Annotated in this window: 18 protein-coding genes and 2 tRNA genes; 15 read left to right on the top strand and 5 right to left on the bottom strand. The window is 71.3% G+C overall.

Annotated features, from left to right (window positions below; translation table 11 throughout):
- Window positions 1-55: 55 nt before the first annotated feature.
- Together ABEA26_RS19590 and ABEA26_RS19585 are read right to left on the bottom strand one after the other, a co-directional pair.
- Entirely contained in the window at window positions 56-2,287 is a 2,232-nt protein-coding gene (locus tag ABEA26_RS19590; protein ID WP_345593918.1) for a bifunctional glycosyltransferase/CDP-glycerol:glycerophosphate glycerophosphotransferase, read from the bottom strand.
- Window positions 2,288-2,381: 94 nt separating this feature from the next.
- Window positions 2,382-4,496, bottom strand: coding sequence for a hypothetical protein (locus tag ABEA26_RS19585; RefSeq protein ID WP_345593917.1), 2,115 nt, complete (start codon window positions 4,494-4,496; stop codon window positions 2,382-2,384).
- Between the two features lie 445 nt (window positions 4,497-4,941).
- Between ABEA26_RS19585 and proB the strand changes: the two genes are divergently transcribed.
- The 5 genes from proB to ABEA26_RS19560 all read left to right on the top strand — a co-directional run bounded on the left by proB (window position 4,942) and on the right by ABEA26_RS19560 (window position 10,045).
- The gene (gene proB, locus ABEA26_RS19580; RefSeq protein ID WP_345593923.1) at window positions 4,942-6,045 is read left to right on the top strand and encodes a glutamate 5-kinase; all 1,104 of its coding nucleotides are present in this window, start codon (window positions 4,942-4,944) and stop codon (window positions 6,043-6,045) included.
- A 334-nt stretch (window positions 6,046-6,379) separates the two neighbouring features.
- Window positions 6,380-6,772 (top strand): hypothetical protein, encoded by a 393-nt coding sequence (locus tag ABEA26_RS19575; protein ID WP_425587867.1) that lies wholly within the window; start codon window positions 6,380-6,382, stop codon window positions 6,770-6,772.
- A gap of 105 nt (window positions 6,773-6,877) precedes the next feature.
- Window positions 6,878-8,164, top strand: a complete 1,287-nt coding sequence (locus ABEA26_RS19570; RefSeq protein ID WP_345593915.1) for a glutamate-5-semialdehyde dehydrogenase — start codon at window positions 6,878-6,880, stop codon at window positions 8,162-8,164.
- 152 nt (window positions 8,165-8,316) lie between these two features.
- The gene (locus ABEA26_RS19565; RefSeq protein ID WP_345593913.1) at window positions 8,317-8,886 is read left to right on the top strand and encodes an SCO2584 family spore wall biosynthesis protein; all 570 of its coding nucleotides are present in this window, start codon (window positions 8,317-8,319) and stop codon (window positions 8,884-8,886) included.
- Between the two features lie 85 nt (window positions 8,887-8,971).
- Complete coding sequence (locus ABEA26_RS19560) at window positions 8,972-10,045, top strand: SCO2583 family membrane protein (protein WP_345593911.1); 1,074 nt, start codon at window positions 8,972-8,974, stop codon at window positions 10,043-10,045.
- A gap of 102 nt (window positions 10,046-10,147) precedes the next feature.
- Here the strand turns inward: ABEA26_RS19560 and ABEA26_RS19555 are convergent, their stop codons facing one another.
- Window positions 10,148-11,290: a M48 family metallopeptidase gene (locus ABEA26_RS19555; protein ID WP_345593909.1), complete on the bottom strand. Its 1,143-nt coding sequence runs from the start codon at window positions 11,288-11,290 to the stop codon at window positions 10,148-10,150.
- Between the two features lie 143 nt (window positions 11,291-11,433).
- Here ABEA26_RS19555 and ABEA26_RS19550 point away from each other — a divergent pair, with 143 nt between their 5' ends.
- From ABEA26_RS19550 to ABEA26_RS19505, 10 genes are all read left to right on the top strand, one after another.
- Window positions 11,434-11,592, top strand: a complete 159-nt coding sequence (locus ABEA26_RS19550) for a hypothetical protein (RefSeq protein ID WP_345593907.1) — start codon at window positions 11,434-11,436, stop codon at window positions 11,590-11,592.
- Window positions 11,593-11,714: 122 nt separating this feature from the next.
- Window positions 11,715-11,882, top strand: a complete 168-nt coding sequence (locus ABEA26_RS19545) for a hypothetical protein (protein WP_345593905.1) — start codon at window positions 11,715-11,717, stop codon at window positions 11,880-11,882.
- Between the two features lie 58 nt (window positions 11,883-11,940).
- Window positions 11,941-12,687: a nicotinate-nucleotide adenylyltransferase gene (gene nadD, locus ABEA26_RS19540; protein WP_345593904.1), complete on the top strand. Its 747-nt coding sequence runs from the start codon at window positions 11,941-11,943 to the stop codon at window positions 12,685-12,687.
- 16 nt (window positions 12,688-12,703) lie between these two features.
- Entirely contained in the window at window positions 12,704-14,512 is a 1,809-nt protein-coding gene (locus tag ABEA26_RS19535) for an LCP family protein (RefSeq protein ID WP_345593902.1), read from the top strand.
- 83 nt (window positions 14,513-14,595) lie between these two features.
- On the top strand, window positions 14,596-15,042 hold the full coding sequence (gene rsfS, locus ABEA26_RS19530; protein ID WP_345593899.1) for a ribosome silencing factor: 447 nt from the start codon (window positions 14,596-14,598) through the stop codon (window positions 15,040-15,042).
- Window positions 15,039-15,710, top strand: coding sequence for a histidine phosphatase family protein (locus ABEA26_RS19525; RefSeq protein WP_345593897.1), 672 nt, complete (start codon window positions 15,039-15,041; stop codon window positions 15,708-15,710). Before rsfS ends, ABEA26_RS19525 begins: the two co-directional genes overlap by 4 nt.
- A gap of 120 nt (window positions 15,711-15,830) precedes the next feature.
- Window positions 15,831-15,903: transfer RNA gene (locus ABEA26_RS19520), tRNA-Ala, on the top strand.
- Window positions 15,904-16,104: 201 nt separating this feature from the next.
- Complete coding sequence (locus ABEA26_RS19515) at window positions 16,105-16,278, top strand: hypothetical protein (protein ID WP_345593896.1); 174 nt, start codon at window positions 16,105-16,107, stop codon at window positions 16,276-16,278.
- A gap of 3 nt (window positions 16,279-16,281) precedes the next feature.
- A complete protein-coding gene (locus ABEA26_RS19510; RefSeq protein ID WP_003976229.1) occupies window positions 16,282-16,515 on the top strand; it encodes a hypothetical protein in 234 nt (77 codons plus the stop codon).
- Between the two features lie 111 nt (window positions 16,516-16,626).
- Window positions 16,627-16,699: transfer RNA gene (locus ABEA26_RS19505), tRNA-Ala, on the top strand.
- A gap of 159 nt (window positions 16,700-16,858) precedes the next feature.
- Here ABEA26_RS19505 and ABEA26_RS19500 read toward each other — a convergent pair.
- Both ABEA26_RS19500 and ABEA26_RS19495 read right to left on the bottom strand, forming a co-directional pair.
- Window positions 16,859-18,472, bottom strand: a complete 1,614-nt coding sequence (locus ABEA26_RS19500; RefSeq protein ID WP_345593894.1) for an NADH-ubiquinone oxidoreductase-F iron-sulfur binding region domain-containing protein — start codon at window positions 18,470-18,472, stop codon at window positions 16,859-16,861.
- Entirely contained in the window at window positions 18,473-19,753 is a 1,281-nt protein-coding gene (locus tag ABEA26_RS19495) for a ferric reductase-like transmembrane domain-containing protein (RefSeq protein ID WP_345593892.1), read from the bottom strand. It lies immediately after the preceding gene.
- Window positions 19,754-20,084: the final 331 nt, after the last annotated feature.

The following is a 20,084-nucleotide window of genomic DNA, read 5'->3' as shown; positions in this document are numbered from 1 at the left end:
CGTTTTACCTTGTTCCGCCCTGTCGGCCACCGTGTGTCGGGCTGCACCCGTGACGTCAGGCGCGCTCGTCGTCCTGGAGCGCCTGGGCCGGAGTCGGGACATGGCGACGTTCGTCGAACGGGATGACGGGCGGTTGCGTGTCTTCCCCCAGGAAGACGCGCCGCACGACGCGTTCGGCCGCGTGCCCGTCGTCGAACTCGCAGAAACGCCGACGGAAGATGTCCCGGCGTTCAGTCGCCGCCGGGCCGTCATAGTCCCCCGAGGTGAGCAGCCGGAGCAGTTCCTCCTGTGTGGTTGCCACCGCGCCCGGCGGCTCTTGGAGCAGGTCGAAGTAGGTGCCGCGCACCACGGAGTAGGTTTCCCAGTCCGGGGCGTAACTGATGATCGGGCGGTCCAGCACGGCGTAGTCGAACATCGCAGACGAGTAGTCCGTGATCAGGGCGTCAGCGGCGAGGTACAGCTCCTCCACCCGGGGGTGCCCGGTGACGTCGACGACTCGGCCGGTGCGGCGCAGCTCGGCGACGTGCGGCGAGTTGCCGTAGAAGTAGTGGCCGCGCACCAGCAGGGTCGCGTCCGGTCCGAGTTCCCGCGCGAACCGGGCGAGGTCCAGAGGCGGAGTGAAGCCGGGCTGGTACTCGCGGTGGGTCGGCATGTAGAGGAACGCCTTACCGCCGTCGGCCAGGCCGAGAGCCGCACGTGCCCGGCGGACGTCCTCGGACCGGGCTGTGGCGAGGACGTCGTTGCGCGGGTAGCCGGCCTCCAGAGTGGTGTAGAAGCAGGGGTAGGCCCGTTCCCACACCATGCTGGAGTGCCGGTTGGAGGTGATGCTGTAGTCCCAGCGGTCACAGCGCTTGAGGAACTTGCCGAAACTCATGTTGGTGGAGGCCGGGTACTTCCGCTGATCCAGACCCATGGTCTTCAGCGGGGTGCCGTGGTGGGTCTGCACATGGATCTGGCCATCACGCTTCACCACGGAGTCCGCGAAGTTCACGTTGTTGACCAGGTACTTGGCGCGGGCCACGGCCGCCCAGTACTCGCGTGAGCCCACGCGCACGTAGTCCACGCCGGCGGGCACCTGGTCCACGGAGTCCGGTCGGACGGCCCACACGCGACGGATGTGCGGGGCGAGGCGGGCCAGTTCGGCGTCGATGGCCGCGGGGTTGCAGGAGACACTGCGGTGCCAGTAGGCGGAGAACACGGCCAGGTTCTCGTCCAGTGGCCCGCGCAGCTGGGAGCGGTAGAAGAGGCCCATTGCGCGGCGCTTGGACCGGTTCACGGCCGTGCGGGCCCGCTTCCTGACGTCCTCGCGCAGTTTCGCCACGCGCGTCGCGCTCATCATCGCGGTGTACGCTCCGCGCTCCAGCAGCGCGTACTTGCGGCCGTGATTGCCGTCCGGCCGGACGAACCCCTCGGGCAGCCGAGCGCGGTGGTCGGCTGCGGCGCGGCGGAAGAACTCCGCCCGCGCGTTGGGCGGCAGGCGGTCCGGGCGCTCCAGTATGGTCAGGTAGTGGTCGACCATCTTGCGGAATAGCGGGCCGCGCCACTCGGCCAGCTCCTCGTGCGCGTCGAGGTACTCGAAGACGCGGCGGTACTGGTCGAAGACGTCGAAGTGCTTGCGGCTGACCGTCTTGAGGATGTTGCCGCCCTCGCGGCGCTGCCGGTAGAGGACGCAGACCCGGTCCAGGGTGGCGATCCGCTCGGCGGTGATCAACGAACAGAACGTCCAGGGTGCGTCCTCGTAGTATCCCGGGGGGAAGACGAGTTCGGCACGGGTGATGAAGTCGCGCCGGTAGGCCTTGTTCCAGACTATCTGCAGCAGGTCGAGCAACTCCGGATGCCGAGCGAGGGAGAAGACGTCCGACTCGTCGTACTGAAGAAGATCCGCCCGTTGGTTGCGCCTTGTTTTCCCGTCCCAGTAGGTACGGGCATAGTCATAGATCAATATGTCGGGACTTCCGGTGGCGTCGAGGCGGTCGGACATCGCCTTCAGTGCCCCGTCGGACAGCGTGTCGTCACTGTCCAGGAACAGTACGTAGTCGCCCTGTGCCTTCTCCAGTCCGACGTTCCGTGCGAGCCCCAGCCCCACATTCTCCATGAGGTGAATCACGTGAATGCGTGCGTCTCGTTCCGCGTATTCATCGAGGAGTGCGCCGCAGCCGTCCGGTGAGCAGTCGTCGACCGCGATGATCTCGAAGTCCGCGTAGTCCTGCCCCAGTACGGAGTCCAGGCACTCGGGCAGGTAGCCCTGCACCTTGTACACGGGGATGACGAGGGAAAATGTGGGCATCCTTTACAACCTGTTCCAAGGAAGCTGACCATGTGTCCGTGCGCACCGTAGCCGGACAGCCTGTGGCTTACCGCAGAGGGCGGTGCGCTCAACACTAACTTGAACCCTGATTGTCCGAATCGATATTCGAAGATTCACTGATTGGTTGAGGGCTGCACACAAGCTTCCGAAGATCCACACAAGTGCCGGCCGTGACGGTGGGCAAGGAGATGGCCGACTCCCGCCGGGGCCCGGGCAGAGGCAGGTCCGCGGCCAGCCGCCGCTCCATCCGCGCCCGGTGTTCCCCGGCCGCCGCGCACAGCGCCCTCACGGCGCCGGCGAAGCGCTCCTGGGACGGCGGGCCGGCCGGGCCCAGCAGACGCAGGGCCAGCGCCGCGCGTTCCCCGGCGAGTGTGTCCCGCTCCGGGTGCCGGACCGCGTCCAGCAGTTCGGGCACTCCGGCCGCGTCCGGCGCCAGCACCGTCGCCGCAGCCACCGTCGGGAACGACTTGCGGAACCCGTCCTCCGCGAGCCCGCTGGTGTTGGCCACCGCGTACGGCTTGCCGCTCGCCAGGAAGTCGCTGATCACGCTCGACACGTCGCTGATCAGCAGGTCGGCCCGGTTGAAGCAGGTGTAGAGGGGGGGCCGGGCGTCCGTGACGACCTGGTGCTCCCACTCGGGCAGCGAGGCCCAGTACGCCGACTCCCAGGCGGCCGTCGCCCGCGCCACCGCTCCGGCCCGCCCGGGCTCCGGCGCCGAGCCGCGCAGCATCCGCTCCATCTGGTCGGCGGCGGAGCGGAAGCCGACCGCGGTGAGCCGGTCCAGCTCTGCCGCCCGCCGGGCCGACTCACCGGCCGCCGACGGCTCCGGCCGGGGCCCGCTCCGCTCCCGGTTCGCCGCCCGCACCAGCTCCCGGATGCGCAGATCGGCGGCCCCGGCCCGCGGATCAACGGATCCCGTCAGCGGATGCGGCTTGTACAGCAGCCGTACGCCCGGGTCCGCGAGCAGCGCCCGTACGAGGTTCTCGCCGGCCTCGACCACCGACGTGTTCCCGGGGTTGCCGTCCCAGCCCTCCCAGGTCGGCGCGTACAGGACCGTCGTGAACGCCGCGGCGGCGGGCGGCCCCGCGTACGGTTGTACGGTCTCCAGCTGCGGGCGGCCGATCTCCACCACGTCCTTGTCCTCGACGCCGACCTCCGCCAGCGCGTACCGCTCGCGCGCCGCCGGACCGGCCACCCACACCTCGTCGTAGGCCTTCGCGTACGGGTTGCACGAGGACAGCTTGTCGCTCTCCCCGTGGTTGACGAAGGCGTGCTTGATCGTGGGGATGCGCAGGACCTGCGAGGTCTTCCCGGAGTTCGACGGGTGGAGCAGGACCCGGAGCGTGGAGTGCTCCAGAGACATCAGCGTGGAGACCTTCGGCAGGCACACGACGGGGATGTCGGTCGCCGCGATCCGCTGCACCATGAACCGCTCCCGCAGCACGATCAGCGGCCGTCCCTCCAGCCGGGCGAGGGGCTCCAGCCACATGTTGGCCTGGTACGCCGAGGACGCCCCGCCCGAGAAGTACAGACCGACGGTGGGCCGGTACTCCGCCAGCCACGCCTCGAACCAGTCGAGCACCTCCCGCTCACCCGCGGGCCGGCGCCCCGGCAGCAACCGGACCAGCAGGGCGACCAGGCCGGCCGACGCGGCCGTCAGGGACAGCGCGAGTCCCGCCGCGCCGTACACCGCCGCGTCGGTGGCCGCCGTGGCCACCAGCCCGGCCGTCGCCGGCAGCCCGAAGGCGGCCAGCCGGGGACCCGGGCGACGCAGCAGGACCGGGGGCGCCGGGGTCAGGCGTAGCGCCGAGGCGTCGATGTTGCGGGTCACCACGGGCGGCGTCCGGGTACGCCGGACCAGGACGGAGACCGCCTGGATCGCCCAGTGCAGTCCGTAGAAGGCGAGCAGGCCGGCGACGAGCGGGGCGTACACCGTCTCCCGGTGCTGCTCGCCGAGCCGCAGCAGGCCCACCACGAGCAGCAGGTCGCGCAGCACGTGCCGGACCGTGACGTCGGCGTGCGACTTGGCGAACAGCGACACCATGCCCCGCTGCCACCGGTACAGCATCCCCTCGGCGGCCAGCGAACCGGCGGTCGCGGCGAGCAGCAGCGGCACGTGCGGCAGCAGCGCGCCCACGGTCTGCGCGACGAAGGCGGCCGCCAGTACGCCGAGGACGAGCAGCTTCACGGCGGTCTGCCGGAGGGGGAGCCCGAGGCGGAGGAAGTGGCGTCGGGACGGACCGCGGCGAGGGAGGGCGGGACGAGGAAGGCGGCGGCGGGACGGACTGCGGCGGGGAAGACCGCGGCGGGGCGGGGATAGGGGCACTGCGGTCGCTCCAGGCTTGCTCGTCGCGCATCGGACATCCGGGTTAACGCCAGGCGACCTCCTGACGACACGCCCGTGTTGACCGTGGCCCCGACGCGGTGGCGGCTGTGGTCGTGACGCGAGGGCCGCGGCGGCCCACACGCGGGGGCCGCCGCGGCCCCTGTCCGCAGCCTGGACCGCGGCGCGGGGCGCGTCCGTCTTCGCGTAGATTGCCTGGCGAGCGCGGGGATCGGCGCGTGTCGACGGGAGAGGGCGGACGGCGGCGGTGGCTGGGCTGACAGCAGCAGTGGCAGGGGCGAGGCAGGCCGTGGGCGAGGCCCGCAGGATCGTCGTCAAGGTCGGTTCCTCCTCGCTGACCACCGCGGCGGGCGGCCTGGACGCCGACCGGGTCGACGCGCTCGTCGACGTGCTGGCCAAGGTGCGGGGGACGGACAAGGAGATCGTCCTCGTCTCCTCCGGCGCCATCGCCGCCGGTCTCGCCCCGCTGGGCCTGCGCCGCCGCCCGAGCGACCTGGCACGCCAGCAGGCCGCCGCCAGCGTCGGCCAGGGCCTGCTGGTCGCGCGCTACACCGCCTCCTTCGCCCGCTACGGCGTCCGTGTCGGCCAGGTGTTGCTGACCAGCGACGACATGAGCCGCCGCGCCCACCACCGCAACGCCTCGCGCACCCTCGACAAGCTGCTGGCGATGGGCGCCTTCCCGATCGTCAACGAGAACGACACCGTCGCCACCGACGAGATCCGCTTCGGCGACAACGACCGGCTCGCCGCCCTCGTCGCCCACCTGGTCCGCGCCGACCTGCTGGTGCTGCTCTCCGACGTGGACGGCGTGTACGACGGCGACCCGAGCCGGCCGGACACCTCGCGGATCGCCGAGGTGCGCGAGGCGGCCGACCTCGCGGACGTCGAGATCGGCAGCACGGGCAAGGCGGGCGTCGGCACCGGCGGCATGGTCACCAAGGTCGAGGCGGCCCGGATCGCCGCCGCCGCCGGCATCCCCGTGGTGCTGACCAGCGCGGTCCACGCGGCCGACGCCCTGGCCGGCGGTGACACCGGCACCTACTTCCACGCCACCGGCAGGCGCAGCGCCGACCGGCTGCTGTGGCTCCAGCACGCCTCCACCCCGCAGGGTGCGCTGGTCCTCGACGACGGGGCGGTACGCGCGGTCGTCGAGGGCCGCAAGTCGCTGCTGCCGGCCGGGATCGCCGGCGTCGAGGGCGAGTTCGCGGCGGGCGAGCCCGTGGAGCTGCGGGACGGTGCGGGGCGCGCGGTGGCCCGGGGCCTCGTCAACTTCGACGCCAGGGAGATCCCCCGGCTGCTCGGCCGCTCCACCCGGGAGCTGGCGCGCGAACTCGGACCGGCGTACGAACGCGAGGTCGTACACAGGGACGATCTGGTGATCCTGCACCCGTAATGGGTCGAAACGTCCACGAATCGGCGGTGGACGTTCCGCAAAAACCGCCCCGCGATCTTGCATGGCCTGCTCAACTCTCCTCAGGGACCAGCCCGGCCGACCACCGGGCCGAGCCGTGTGCGTGAAGGAGGCCGTCGTGAGCGGAGTGCGCCCTGGAACGGCGGCGTCCCGCGGTGGTACGAGCGCCCGCGGTGGTACGGGCGCCCGCGGTGTCACCGGTACCCGCGGCGTCACCGACACCCGCGGTGGTACGGGCGCCCGTGGCGGTACCGGTGCCCGTCCCGGTGGCGGAGCACGCACCGGAGGATCCCGCGCGGCCGGCGAGGAGCGCGCCCTGACCAGCGTCGCGGCCGGTGACCGGTTCCGGGGCGAGGAACCCGAACACACCCCGCGCCTGTGGCACGTCACCCTCAGCGTCTCCGGCGCCCGGGCCCCGCTCACCGAGGTCCGGCGCGCCCTGGAGCAGCTCGCGCACGACCATCCCTTCCTGCTGACCAGCCGGTACGCCGAGGACCACGCGGAGATCCGGTACTGGGAGGAGGCCCGCGACCTGCACGACGCCGCCGCCGTCGCCCTGCGCCTGTGGGGCGAGCACCGGCAGACCGCGGGACTGCCGCCCTGGGAGATCGTCGGCCTGGAGGTCATCGACCGGGCGACCTACCACCAGCGCATCGCGGCGGGATACGGGCCGGCACCGGCGACACCGGTCGGAGTCCACCCCTTTTAGTTCGGAGTTCAGTTCGGACTTCGCCCCTTTTGCTGCCGTCCCGGCCGTGTCTCGGGGTTTGGGACGACCGGGGGAGGGCCCCGCGCGGCAAACTACGCTTCCCCCATGACCACGCTCTCGCCGTACGACTCGATGTCCCCGGTCGCCCGGGCCGCCTACCGGGCCAAGTCCGCCGCGGCCGACCTCGCGCCGCTGCCGCGGGCCGCGAAGGACGACGCGCTGCTCGCCGTCGCGGACGCGCTGGAGGTCCGTACGAGCGAGATCGTCGAGGCCAACGCCCAGGACGTGGCCAAGGCCCGCGCCGCCGGGACGTCCGAGGCCATCGTCGACCGGCTGACCCTCACCCCGGAGCGGGTCCGCGCCATCGCCTCCGACGTGCGCGACGTCGTCGCCCTGCCCGACCCCGTCGGCGAGGTCGTGCGCGGCAACACCCTCCCCAACGGCATCGACCTGCGCCAGGTCCGGGTGCCGCTCGGCGTGGTCGGCATCATCTACGAGGGCAGGCCCAACGTGACGGTCGACGCAGCCGCCCTGTGCCTGAAGTCCGGCAACGCGGTACTGCTCCGCGGCTCCTCCTCGGCCTACCAGTCCAACACCGCCCTAGTGAGGGTGGTCCGCGACGCCGTGGGCGGGGCCGGGCTGCCCGCCGACGCCGTGCAACTGGTGCCCGGCGAGAGCCGTGAGAGCGTGCGCGAGCTGATGCGCGCCCGTGGCCTGGTCGACGTGCTCATCCCGCGCGGCGGCGCCTCGCTGATCAACACGGTCGTCCAGGAGTCCACCGTCCCCGTCATCGAGACCGGCACCGGCAACTGCCACGTCTACGTGGACGCGCAGGCCGACCTCGACATGGCCGTCGACATCCTGATCAACTCCAAGGCACAGCGCGTCAGCGTCTGCAACGCCGCCGAGACCCTCCTGGTCCACCAGGACGTCGCCGCCGACTTCCTGCCCCGCGCACTGGACGCCCTCGCCGAGGCCGGGGTCACCGTGCACGCCGACGAGCGTGTGCTGGCGTACGCCGAGGACTCCAAGGTGACGGCCGTCGAGGCCACGCCGGAGGACTGGGAGACCGAGTACCTGTCCTACGACATCGCCGCGGCGGTCGTCGACTCCCTCGACAAGGCCGTCGAGCACATCCGGCTGTGGACCTCCGGCCACACCGAGGCCATCGTGACCACCTCGCAGCAGGCCGCCCGCCGCTTCACCCAGCTGGTCGACTCCACCACCGTCGCGGTGAACACCTCCACCCGCTTCACCGACGGCGGCCAGTTCGGCTTCGGCGCCGAGATCGGCATCTCCACGCAGAAGCTGCATGCCCGGGGTCCGATGGGGCTGCCGGAACTGACCAGCACCAAGTACATCGTCACTGGTGACGGGCACGTTCGGCGCTGAGGGACAGGTCCCGCGCCCAGGGGCGCACCCGTGGGCGCGGGTGGGCGGCACGCGCCCACGGGTGTGCCCGCGATCCGATCCGGGCATCTCACCCACCGGATGAATTTCCCCGCCGTCTGCCCAAATCGACCACCCAGGTCTACTCTGGACCCGTGCCGGAGGACGTGGGGGGTAGGCCGTTCCCTGACGGCTGGGAGCCCGACGACGAACACGACCGCGGGGTGTCGGACGAAGAGTTCGACTCCGTGGTATTCGACGAGGCCTTCGTGCGGGCGGCAGCGGTGCATGAGCCGACCGCCGTCGAGCGCCTCCTGGCCGCCGCGCAGGCCAGAGCCGAGGCCACCGAGGCGGAAGCGGCCCGCCGCGGCCGCACCAGAGGCGAGCGTTACGACGACGGGTACGGCGATTTCGGCCATGATCCCGACCTCGACGACCCGGACGACGACCGCGACCTCCTCGACCGCCCCTACGGCGCTCCCCCGGCGTACGGCAAGCAGGTCCGCTGGCACCGGCCCGTCGCCTGGATACTCGCCCTCGTGATGGGCGTCGGCATGGTCGCGCTGGCCTTCGCGGCCGTCTACCGGGGCGCCTCCTCGGGCGGCGGGACACAGCAGGTGCCGCCTCCCGTCTCGACCGGTCCCGAACAGGGCCGGGCCGTGACCCCCTCCGCCTCCGCCGACTACTCCCAGCCGGCCGTGTCGGTCATCCCGCACACCCCCTGACCAGGTCCTCCGGCGGCCCCAACCTGTCTTGACCCGACCTGTGCCGACGCGTTTACGGGCCCTCCCGGGGACCTACCCTGAAGGTATGGCAGGGCTTGGCGACCCGCCCGGAGGGACGCCCGAGGGCGGCCCCGGAGGCGGAGAGGACGAATACCGATCCGTCGTCTTCGACGAGTCGTTCGTCCGTGCTGCCCGGCTCCAGGAGTTCTCCGCCCGAGAGCGCCTGTCCGACCACGCGCCCGCCGTCCGCCGCCGTACGGCGCTGCGCCGGGCGGGCCTGTCCCGGCAGGCGCTGGTCCTCGTCCTGCTGATCGCCGTCGCTTTCGGCACCGCCATCTACATGGGCGTACGGCACCCGTACCAGAGCCCCGCGGCGCAGCGGGCCGCCGAGCCGGCGCGGATGACCGTCGTTCCGCTCGCCCCACGGGGCAGGGTGCCCGGTGCCGACGACGCGGCGTACCTGTACGAACGCAGTCCCGCCGCGGACTTCCGGTCCGCGGCGAAGGGCGTCCAGTTGCCGGACGGCGCCGGGCGCACCGCGCATTTCTCGGACGACCAGGTGCTGAACGCGCTGACCACCGCCAAGAACTACATCGTTCGTTCGGCGCTCGACCCGGATGTGCTCGGCGGCGGGGAGGTCCACTCGGTGCGGGTGCTGCTGGACCCGGGGCAGCTCGACCAGTTCGACGAGAGCTTCGAGAAGCCCACCGCGGACGGCCGGCACGCGCCCACCGGATGGCTGGTGCGCTTCGACCCGGCCCGTGCCGAACTGGCCGATGCCCCGATCAGGGTGAACGGCAGCCTGCGGGTGGCGGAGAGCGACGCGACCACGCTGGAGGTCAGCGCCGACCACACCCTGGTGTACCCGTTGCGGCCCGCGGACGACGCCCGGGCCGAGACGTCGCTGTTCACCGTCCGGCGCGAGCTGCGCTTCCGTTTCGACCGGGACGATCTGCGGCTGCACCAGACGCAGCTCGTCACGTCCTACGTACAGGCCGGTCCGCACTCCTGTGCCGAGAACCCGGCGAACCACCTGAGCCCGCTGCTCGCGGGCCAGACGGCCACAGCCGACGCCCCCGCCGGCACCGACCCGTACACCACGGACAGTCCCACGGCCCTGTGCGGCGCCCTCGCGGTGGGCGCCCAGCCGCGGGCGTGACCCCGCTGGGGCGGGCACCCGGCCGGGGGTGTGACCCGGGGGCGGGCGTCCTCGCCCGTCGCGGGGTCAGGCGCCGTCACGGTGGCGACCGCCGTCGCAGGATCAGGCGCCGTCGCGCGGCGGGCGGTCGTCCGGGGTCTCAGGGCCGCCGGTTCCCTCAGGGCCGCCGGACGATCCGTCCGTGTCCTTGGGTGACGCCTGCTGGGAGCCCGTGAAGCCGCCGAAGCCCCGGCGCATCCGGTCACCGAGATCACCGGCGCCACCCGCGATGTCGTTCACCAGCTTCATCAGCGGGTCCTTGGAGCCGCGCACGTGCGTGGCGTAGCTGGACGCCGACTCGCGGAAGGAGTCCCGTACCGAGGTGTCCTTGTCCTCGTCGCGCCGCGGGTAGTGGCCGTCCATGATCCGCTGGTAGTCCCGGGACGCCGCCCACTTCTTCAGCTCGGCGGCCCGCACCGTGGTGAAGGGGTGGGAGCGGGGCAGCACGTTGAGGATCTTCAGGACGGAGTCGCGCAGGTCGCCTCCGGCCTCGTACTCGTCGGCCTGCTCCAGGAACGCGTCCACGTTCATCTCGTGCAGGTGGTTGCCGCCCGCGATCTTCATCAGGCCCCGCATGGATGCCTGCAGGTCCTGACCGACCAGCAGACCCGCGCGGTCCGCCGACAGCTCCGACTTGCGGAACCACTCGCGCAGCGCGGTCACGATCGCCATGATCGCCAGGTTGCCCAGCGGGATCCAGGCGACCCGGACCGCGAGGGACGTCAGGAAGAGCAGGACGGTCCGGTAGACCGAGTGTCCGGACAGCGCGTGCCCGACCTCGTGCCCGACGACCGCCCGCATCTCCTCCTCGTCCAGCAGTTCGACGAGGCCCGTGGTGACGACGATGATCGGCTCGTCCAGGCCGATGCACATCGCGTTCGGAGTCGGGTCCTGATTGACGTACATCGGGGGGACCTTCTCGAGGTCCAGGATGTAACAGGCGTCGCGCAGCATGACGTTCAGATGGGCGAACTGCCGGTCCGAGACCCGCACCGAGTCGGACAGGAACAGCAGCCTCAGACTGCGCTCGGGCAGCAGGCCGCTCAGCGCCTTGAAGACCGTGTCGAAGCCGCTCAGCTTGCGCAGCGCCACCAGGGCACTGCGGTCGGCCGGATGCTCGTACGCCCGCGAGGAGATTCCGGGGAAGCGCCTGCGCTGCCTGCTCGGCACGTTCTCGTGCCCGTTGTGCTGGTGGCCGTCGGACATGTCTTCCCCCATGTGCGTGTGTGAGGCCTCTGCGTGTGTCCGGCCCTTTGCGAACCCTTGTATGGCCCTTTGCTCCCCCGAAGCCGAGCCCAGCCTAGGCGGAGATACCGTGGACGGGCAGGTGCAACGAAGGAGTCCACGTCATGGCGCACATCCCCCACACCGACTGGCTCGCCGCGGCGGTGGGTGCGGCCGAGCAAGGGCCGGGGAATCTGCTCCGGGTCGTGCTGATCGTGATGGTGGTGGGCTGTGTGCTGACCGCGTGGTTCCTGCTGCGGGGGTACAAGCAGAAGGACGACTGAGGCGATCCGAAGGTTCCCCGGTCCCGTCCCCAACGGCGGAGTCGGCGTGATCGTCCGTGAGACGCCCGCTTACGATGAGCGGACGTCTTTATCCCGCCCACACCGGATAGGTCCTGCCGAAGATGAGCTTCCACAGCACCGCTGCCCAGTTTGTCACCCTCGCCTCCGAGGGCGGCGCGGAGCACAGCGGCAACCACCAGAGCCTCAATCCCTTGGTCATCGGCATCGGCGCGTTCCTCGCCCTGATGCTCCTGCTGTGGATCACCACTCGGTTCAACCGCGACCGCTGATCGCGAGGACTGTGGGGGCGGCAGGAGCTCTCGGGCCGGGCCGGTAGGGTCTGCACGCATGGGAGAGCAGGACATGCCTACCGGTCCGGCGCAGGACGCGTCGTACGACGAGACGTACGACGAGACGTACGACGCGGAGCGCACACCGGCGCGTGACACGCACAGCCGCGCGGTGCCCGCCCGTGCCACCGGCCGAGGCAGCGGCCCGTCGCCGTCGGGCAGGCGCCGTCTCGGCGTCATGGGCGGTACTTTCGACCCGATCCACCACGGGCACCTCGTGGCGGCCAGCGAGGTCGCCGCGCAGTTCCACCTCGACGAGGTGGTGTTCGTACCCACCGGCCAGCCGTGGCAGAAGAGCCACCGCACGGTCTCCGCGGCGGAGGACCGCTATCTGATGACGGTCGTCGCTACCGTCGAGAACCCGCAGTTCTCGGTGAGCCGCATCGACATCGACCGCGGCGGCCCCACCTACACCGTGGACACCCTGCGCGACCTGAGCGCGCTCAACCCGGAAGCGGACCTGTTCTTCATCACCGGCGCCGACGCCCTCGCCCAGATCCTCACCTGGCGCGACAGCGAGGAGCTGTTCTCCCTCGCGCACTTCATCGGCGTCACCCGGCCGGGCCACCACCTGACGGACGCCGGACTCCCCAAGGGCGGCGTCTCCCTCGTCGAGGTCCCCGCCCTCGCCATCTCCTCCACGGACTGCCGTGCGAGAGTCGCCAAGGGCGATCCCGTCTGGTACCTGGTGCCGGACGGAGTCGTGCGCTACATCGACAAGCGCGAGCTGTACCGCGGCGAGTGAGCCGAGAGGGGCACCGGTGAACGACGGATACGACGCGGGGTACGGCGGCGGCGACCAGTACGAACTCGTCGGTTACGACGAGTACGGCCGGCCGGTGTACCGCCAGGCGCAGGGCCAGGCCCCGGCCCACCCCGGTGGGCAGCAGCCGTACGACGCGTACGCGCAGCAGGCACAGCAGAGCCCGCAGAACCAACCGGAACAGGGGCAGCGGTACGGGCAGCAGGGGTACGGCTACGACCCGTACGCCGCGGGCGGGCAGCAGCCGCCCGCCACCGGCCACGCCCCCTACGACGCCTACGGCTTCCAGACCGGCTACGACACCGGGCAGCAGCCGCCCACACCCGGTTACGACTCCTCTGACTCCTACGACGGCCACGCCTCCGGCACGCATACGCAGCCGTCGTACGACCCGTACGGGCAGGCGGCCACCAGTGGCCGGCAGCCCCGGGGCGCCGAGCAGACCGCCTACATCCCCCAGCAGGCGGGACCGCCGGACCCGCCCGGAGAACCGGAAGCGCAGGCTCCCGAGCAGGCCGCCGGGCCCGACCGGGAGTACCACACCGAGCAGTTCGCCTTCGTCGAGGAGCCGGCCGACGACTCCGAGGACGTCATCGACTGGATGAAGTTCACGGAGAACCGCACCGAGCGCCGCGAGGAGGCCCGGCGGCGCGCACGCGCGCGGGTCGTCGCCCTGGTCGTCGTCCTCGCACTGGTCGCGGTCGGCGGCGTCGGCTACCTCTGGTACGCCGGAAAACTGCCCGGACTGTCCTCCTCGGACGACAAGACGGGCGGTACGGCGGCGGCCGGCGCCCAGAAGCGCGACGTGATCGCCGTCCACCTGCACGACACCGACGGCGGCGGCACCTCCACCGCGCTCCTCGTGGACAACACCACCACCAAGCAGGGCACGGCCGTGCTGGTCCCCAACTCCCTCTCCCTGACAGGCGACGACGGCACCACCACCACGCTCGCCAAGTCCGTCGACGACGAGGGCCCCGACGCGACCCGCACCGCGCTCGACTCGGCCCTCGGCACCGACATCGAGGGCACCTGGCGTCTGGACACGCCGTACCTTCAGATCCTCGTCGACCTGGTCGGCAACATCGAGGTCGACACCGACACCGACGTCCCCGACCCGGAGGCCAAGGAAAAGGGCGCCGCACCCCTCGTACGCAAGGGCGAGGGCCAGACCCTCAGCGGCAAGACGGCCGTCGCCTACGCCACCCACCGCGGCTCCGGCGAGGAGGCGGGCGCGCAGCTGAAGCGGTTCGGGCAGGTCATGCAGGGGGTGCTGCGCAAGCTGTCCTCGGATCCCGCGGCCGCGACGACCACCGTCCAGACCCTCGGACTGATCCTCGACCCGCCGCTGACCGAGAAGGACCTCGGCTCCTTCCTCGCAGGGCTCTCCGACCGCGCCAAGGGCGGTGACTTCAAGACCGCGCTGCTGCCCGTCCAGGACGACGGCAGGCTCAGCGCCGAGGCGAGTGACAGCGTCATCGAGGACGTCCTCGGCGGCACCGCGGAGAGCCCCGACAAGGACGCGGCCGTCAGCGTCTCCGTACGCAACGCCACCGGCGTCGAGGACCGCTCGGGCAAGGCCCGCGTCGTGCTTCTCAACGGCGGCTTCACCTTCCTGGAGGGCGGCACCGCCTCCGGCACCGCGGCGACGTCCAAGGTCGTCTACGCCGAGGCCGCCGACAAGGAGAACGCCGTCCAGGTGGCCAAGACCCTGGGCCTGCCCACCGACTCCGTCACCCGGGGCGAGGTCTCCGCGAGCGCGAGGGTCTCGGTGGTGCTCGGCCAGGACTACGAACCGGCTTCCTAGCGGCCGGGCGATTATCACGTGGGCCGCCGTCGGCGGTCGTGAGACCCTTGAGGTCAACCGACCGCCGACCCGAAAGCCAGGCAGTGACCGCGACCGACCGCTCCATCGAACTCATCAACACCGCCGCGCAGGCGGCGGCCGACAAGCTCGCGCACGACATCATCGCCTACGACGTCAGCGACGTGCTGTCGATCACGGACGCCTTCCTGCTGGCCTCCGCGCCCAACGACCGCCAGGTCAAGTCGATCGTCGACGAGATCGAGGAGAAGCTCAGCAAGGAACTCGGCGTCAAGCCGGTACGCCGCGAGGGCGACCGCGAGGCCCGCTGGGTCCTGCTCGACTACGTCGACATCGTCGTCCACGTCCAGCACAGCGAGGAGCGCGTCTTCTACGCCCTCGAGCGGCTGTGGAAGGACTGCCCCGAGCTGGAGCTGCCCGCCGAGGCCAAGGAGACCCGCGGCAAGGCGGAGGAGCACGCCCGGCTCCGGGCCGCCGAGGAGGCGACGGAGACCGACGGGGACTGGCGATGAGCGCCACCGGAGAGGTGACGGCCGGACAGCCCGGCCGCGGCCGGCGCGTCATCCTCTGGCGGCACGGCCAGACCTCGTGGAACGTGGAGCGCCGCTTCCAGGGCACCACGGACGTCGGGCTCACCGAGACCGGCGTGGCCCAGGCCCGCCGTGCCGCCCGGCTGCTGGTCGGCCTGAGGCCGGACGCGATCGTCGCCTCCGACCTCAGGCGGGCCGCGAACACGGCCGCCGAGCTGGCCACGCTGACCGGCCTGGACGTGACGCTCGAGGAGGGCCTGCGGGAGACCTACGCGGGCGTCTGGCAGGGGCTGACCCACGACGAGATCATCGCGCGGCACGGCGAGGAGTACACGGCGTGGAAGCGCGGCGAGCCGGTCCGCCGCGGCGGCGGAGAGCTGGAGACCGAGGTGGCCGACCGCGCCGCCCCCGTGGTGCTCCGGCACGCCGAGAAGCTCTCCGAGGACGGCACCCTCGTCGTGGTCAGCCACGGTGGCACGATCCGCACCACCATCGGCCGCCTGCTCGGTCTGGAACCGCACAGCTGGGAGAGCCTCGGTGGCCTGACCAACTGCTGCTGGTCCGTCCTGGGCGAAGGCGTCCGCGGCTGGCGTCTGCTCGAGCACAACGCCGGCACGCTGCCCGAACCGGTGCTCGGCGACGACGACTGAGGAGCGGCCGGCCGGGCCCGGTACCCGGATTTCACTTTCCGGCAGGTCGCAGGCTAAAGTTCTTCTTGTTCGCCCCGCCGAGCGGAGCGAAAGACCATGCGGCTCAGCTGCATGGCACCAGGGGCTATAGCTCAGTTGGTAGAGCGCCTGCATGGCATGCAGGAGGTCAGGAGTTCAATTCTCCTTAGCTCCACAGCCCACGGACGAATCCCGTCCCCCTCGGGGGGCGGGATTTTTCGTGTGCGCCCGCTTGAGCAACAGGCGTCCCACAGGCGTATACCCCTGTGGGACTCCGTGTCCGGACTGGTACTGAGACGTCGCTGACCGTATTGGCCCGGTCGTGGCAGAATCAAATGGCCGGAAGGGGACCGCGGCCCGACGGGAGGGAGTGGCGATGCCTGCGAGCATCCACGAGGAGGTCGGTCACCTCCTCGGCGGAGCGATGGCGCGGAACACGTCCACCCGTCTCAACTGCCCTTCCTGCGGTTCCGGGCACGTGGCCCAGGTCCTCGGCGACAACGGCGGAATCTCGTACGTGTGCACGGCCTGCGGCCACAGCTGGAGCTGATCGATGGGTGCACACAGGCGAAAGTGCGACTGGTGCGGCAGCGGCACCCCGATCGTGCGGGACATGGAGCCGGTCAATCCGGACTACCAGTACTGGTGCGAGGAGTGCGCGCGGGCGCTGATCATAAAAGGCGACCCGATCGAGACGTACCGCGAACTCGAGGGTGAGCCGATCTACGGCCGGCTCCTCGAGGAGCACTGCACGCTCAAACGGTTCTATTCGTTCGTCACGGCGTAGCGAGCCCTCGCAAGTGGGTAAAACGGGCAAACGGGAAACGATTTGGTGTTGTCCCCGGTCGACCGTGTAATGTTGGCGTCGCCGCCGGGGAAACCGGGCGGCAGACGGCAAGGGGCTATAGCTCAGTTGGTAGAGCGCCTGCATGGCATGCAGGAGGTCAGGAGTTCGATTCTCCTTAGCTCCACAGAGAACCCCCCCGGATCCTGGATCCGGGGGGTTTGTTCGTTTTCTGCCCCAGCCCCAGCCCCAGCCCCAGCCCCAGCCCCAGCCCCAGCCTCTGCGCCAGTCCCAGCCTCTGCGCCAGTCCCAGCCCTCTGCCCTCGTCTCCGCTTCCGCTTCCGCCTCAGCGGCCGAGCGCCCGGCGGCCGCGCGCCTGGGGCAGAACCGGCAGCGTGGTGCGCGAGGACGGGGCCTGCCCGCGGGTCTCCTCCTCGATGCGCAGGGCGAGCGCCGGACAGCGGCGCACCGCGCGGACCGCCTTGGCCTCCGCGAAGCGCGGCACGTCGGCCTGCGCCACGGTCGGGAAGCCGTCGGCGCCGAGTTGGAAGACCTCCGGGAGGATGTCCGCGCACAGTCCGTGGCCCCGGCACAACGTCCAGTCGACGTAGATCTTCTGTCGGCTGGGGCCGTTCCCCTCCCCGCCGCCGCCCGGGATGCTTGTAGGGATCCCGCCACCCTCGAGGAGCGGCAGTACGCCCTCCACCGGCCGTCCGCAGCCGTTGCCGAGAACGTGGGCGGCGAGGTCGTCCGTGAACGCGTTGAAAGTCGACTCGATGAACATCGCCGAGCCGTCCGGGTGCGAACAGGCGCCGCGCCGCTTCACGTTCCTCGCGACCTGCTTGACCGCCTCCAGGGCGGCCGGGCCGCCGCCGTTCAGGATGTCCTCCAGGCCGCGCGCGGCGGCCGGCAGGCCCAGGTAGCAGGGGCCGCACTGGCCCGCGCTCTCCTGGGCCAGCCACTGCGCCACCCGTAGCGACTCGCCCAGCGGGCAGGTGTCCTGACCGATCGGCAGGATCGCGCCCGCGCCGAGGGAGCCGCCCACCTGCTGGAGGGAGTCGCGGGAGACGATCGCCTCGTCGACGGTCGCCGCGTCGATCCACTTGCCGTGGTAGCCGCCGGTCAGCACGCCCTGCGGCACCCGCGGGGCGCCGACCAGCTGGAGGACGTAGCGCAGCGGCACACCCGTCGGTACCTCGATCACCATCGGGCGGGCCACCGCGCCGGAGACGGTGAGCATGACGGTGCCCGGCTCGTCGTACAGGCCGGTGTTGCCGTAGCGCTCCGGGCCGATGCGGGCGGCGATCGCCAGCTGGGCGAACGTCTCGGCGTTGGACAGCAGGGTCGGCGCGCCGCCGACGCCGCTCTTCGAAGCGCTGATCTTGCGGCCGGGCGGGATCGCCGGGCCGCCGTCGATGGAGCGGACCAGCGAGGCCGCCGCGCCGGTGACCATGCGGACCGGATTGCGCTGCACGCGCGCGCGGAGGACGGATCGACGCCCGTTGCTCAGACCGCGTTCGGCGAGGGCGGCCTCCATGGAACGCTGCGTGGACTCACGGGTGACGCCGATGACGAGGGTGCGGGCGCCCATGGCCTCGGCGCACAGCAGCGCGCCGTCCAGGATCAGGTGCGGGGCACGGTTGATGAGCACCGCGTCCTTGCGGCAGGCCGGCTCGTCCTCACTGCCGTTGACGACCACGACCGGCCGTACGCCGCGCTTGATCGCGGCCTCGGCGACCGAGCGCAGCTTTTTGTGGAAGGGGAACCCCGCGCCGCCGCGGCCCTTCAGGTTGATGCGTTCGGAGAGCTGGGCGAGCTGTTCGCCGCCCAGCGGTTCGAGCGGCCCGTGCACCTTGAGGTGCATGGCCAGGTCCAGGCGCTCGACAAGGTCGAAGCCCGACGTGAGCTGGGGAAGACCGACCACGCGGACTTCGGGTACGTCGGGCAGGGCCTCGTTCACTCAGTAGCCTCCGGAAGGCGTGTTCCAGGGTTCGCCCGGACCCGGTGCGTCGAAGTCGTACGACGCGTCGTGGGGCGACGGGCCGGGGGACGACGGGCCGGGGGACGTGCAGGGCGATGTGGAGCGGGGTGGTTCAGGGGTGGGACCGCTGTTGTACGTGTCGTTCGGGTCATACGTGTCGTAGACGGTGTTCGTCTCACGGGTGTCGTACACGTCACTCGAGGTGTGGCCCGGGGCGCCCCGTGTGCCGTGGACCGGGATGGTGTGTCCGGTGTCGTCGAGCGGGTCGTAGGCCGACGGGGGCGCCTCGCCGACCGGTGGCGGCGACGGAACTGGCCAGCCGCCCGGGGTGCCGTCGTCGTCCAGGAGGGGCATCGCCTCGGCGGGCCGCAGCAGGTGCGGCGGCAGCCGGGTGGGCGCGGTCGCGTCGGCCGTCAGCGGTGGCAGGAGCACGCCCGAAGGGCCGGACACGGCACGGTAGGCCGCCGCGAAGCCGCTCGCCGGCTCCGAGGGAGTGAGGGGTTCCGCGGGCTCGTACAGCGGCGCGGACGGGCCCGCCGCGCGGGGCCGCGACGCTCTGGCGCCCTCGTGGCCCGGCAGTGCGGAGCCGGCCGTCGTCCAGGTCCGGCTCTCCTCCGGTTCCTCGCGGGTCGTCCGCCCTTCGGTCCCGAGTAATGCGGCGATCCGGTCGGCGACCCTGAGCTTGACCGGGCGGGGCGCCGCACGCAGCGCCAGGGCCGCCATGACGCCGAGCAGGGACAGGCCGTAAAGAATCAGAAAAATCGGCTTCGCCGCGCGACCTGCGTAAAGCCCGTGGAGCAGGGCCAGGCACCACGCCGGGTAGGCGAGCATGTGCATGGCCCGCCAGCGGGCGGCCACGGGAGCCGAGGACGCGAAGCGGTTGCGCAGGGCGCCGGTGACGCCCACGAAGATCATGAGCATGCTGGCCAGGGTGCCGAAGCCGATGAGGACGCCCCGGCCGCCGAACGCCTCGTCGTCCGTGGCCAGGAGCCCGAACGGGATCACCGCGGCGACCCAGGTGGTGTGCTCCAGCGCCAGCTTGACCCCGATGTGCACCAGTAGGAACACGACCGAGGCGACCGAGGTGGTCCGGTGTACCGCCTGGGCCAGGATCCGGCGGCGGGTGTCGAGGACGATCCGGTCCTGGGCGACGAGCCCCCAGATCACCGAGCAGCTGAGGAAGACGAGGGAGAGGACGCCGGCGCCGAAGTCGAGGAACTGCGCGAAAGTGTCGTCCACCGTGCTGTCGTTCGTCACCACGGCAGACCTTCCCACGTCACGGACGCGCGGGGCGGGGGCGAGCTGTCGCTGCGGGCGTGGACCAGGGGAGGGTTCATGGGGGCGACTCCGAGCGGTTCGGGAAAGCGGTCCCGCTGCCGCACTCTAAGTGGCGTCATACCCGCGGGTACGAGGTTTGAGTTATTGCGTCGTTATCAAACGACAATGCGTTCGTGCTGATGTCCCGTAGCGGTCGTTACGCGAAGTAACCCTTGACCTTGAGTCGGGTTGACCGGTCGTAAGGCGTGGTGCGGGCGACGGTCGCGGTGGCGGCCGTGGTGGTGGGGATGGTGCGGTCGCGGTGGCGGCCGTG

Origin of the sequence: Streptomyces marokkonensis, assembly GCF_039539045.1 — a bacterium.
In the GTDB taxonomy this organism is placed as follows: domain Bacteria; phylum Actinomycetota; class Actinomycetes; order Streptomycetales; family Streptomycetaceae; genus Streptomyces; species Streptomyces marokkonensis.
Note: the sequence above shows the minus strand (reverse complement) of the source record. Positions and strands in the feature narration are given on the sequence as shown.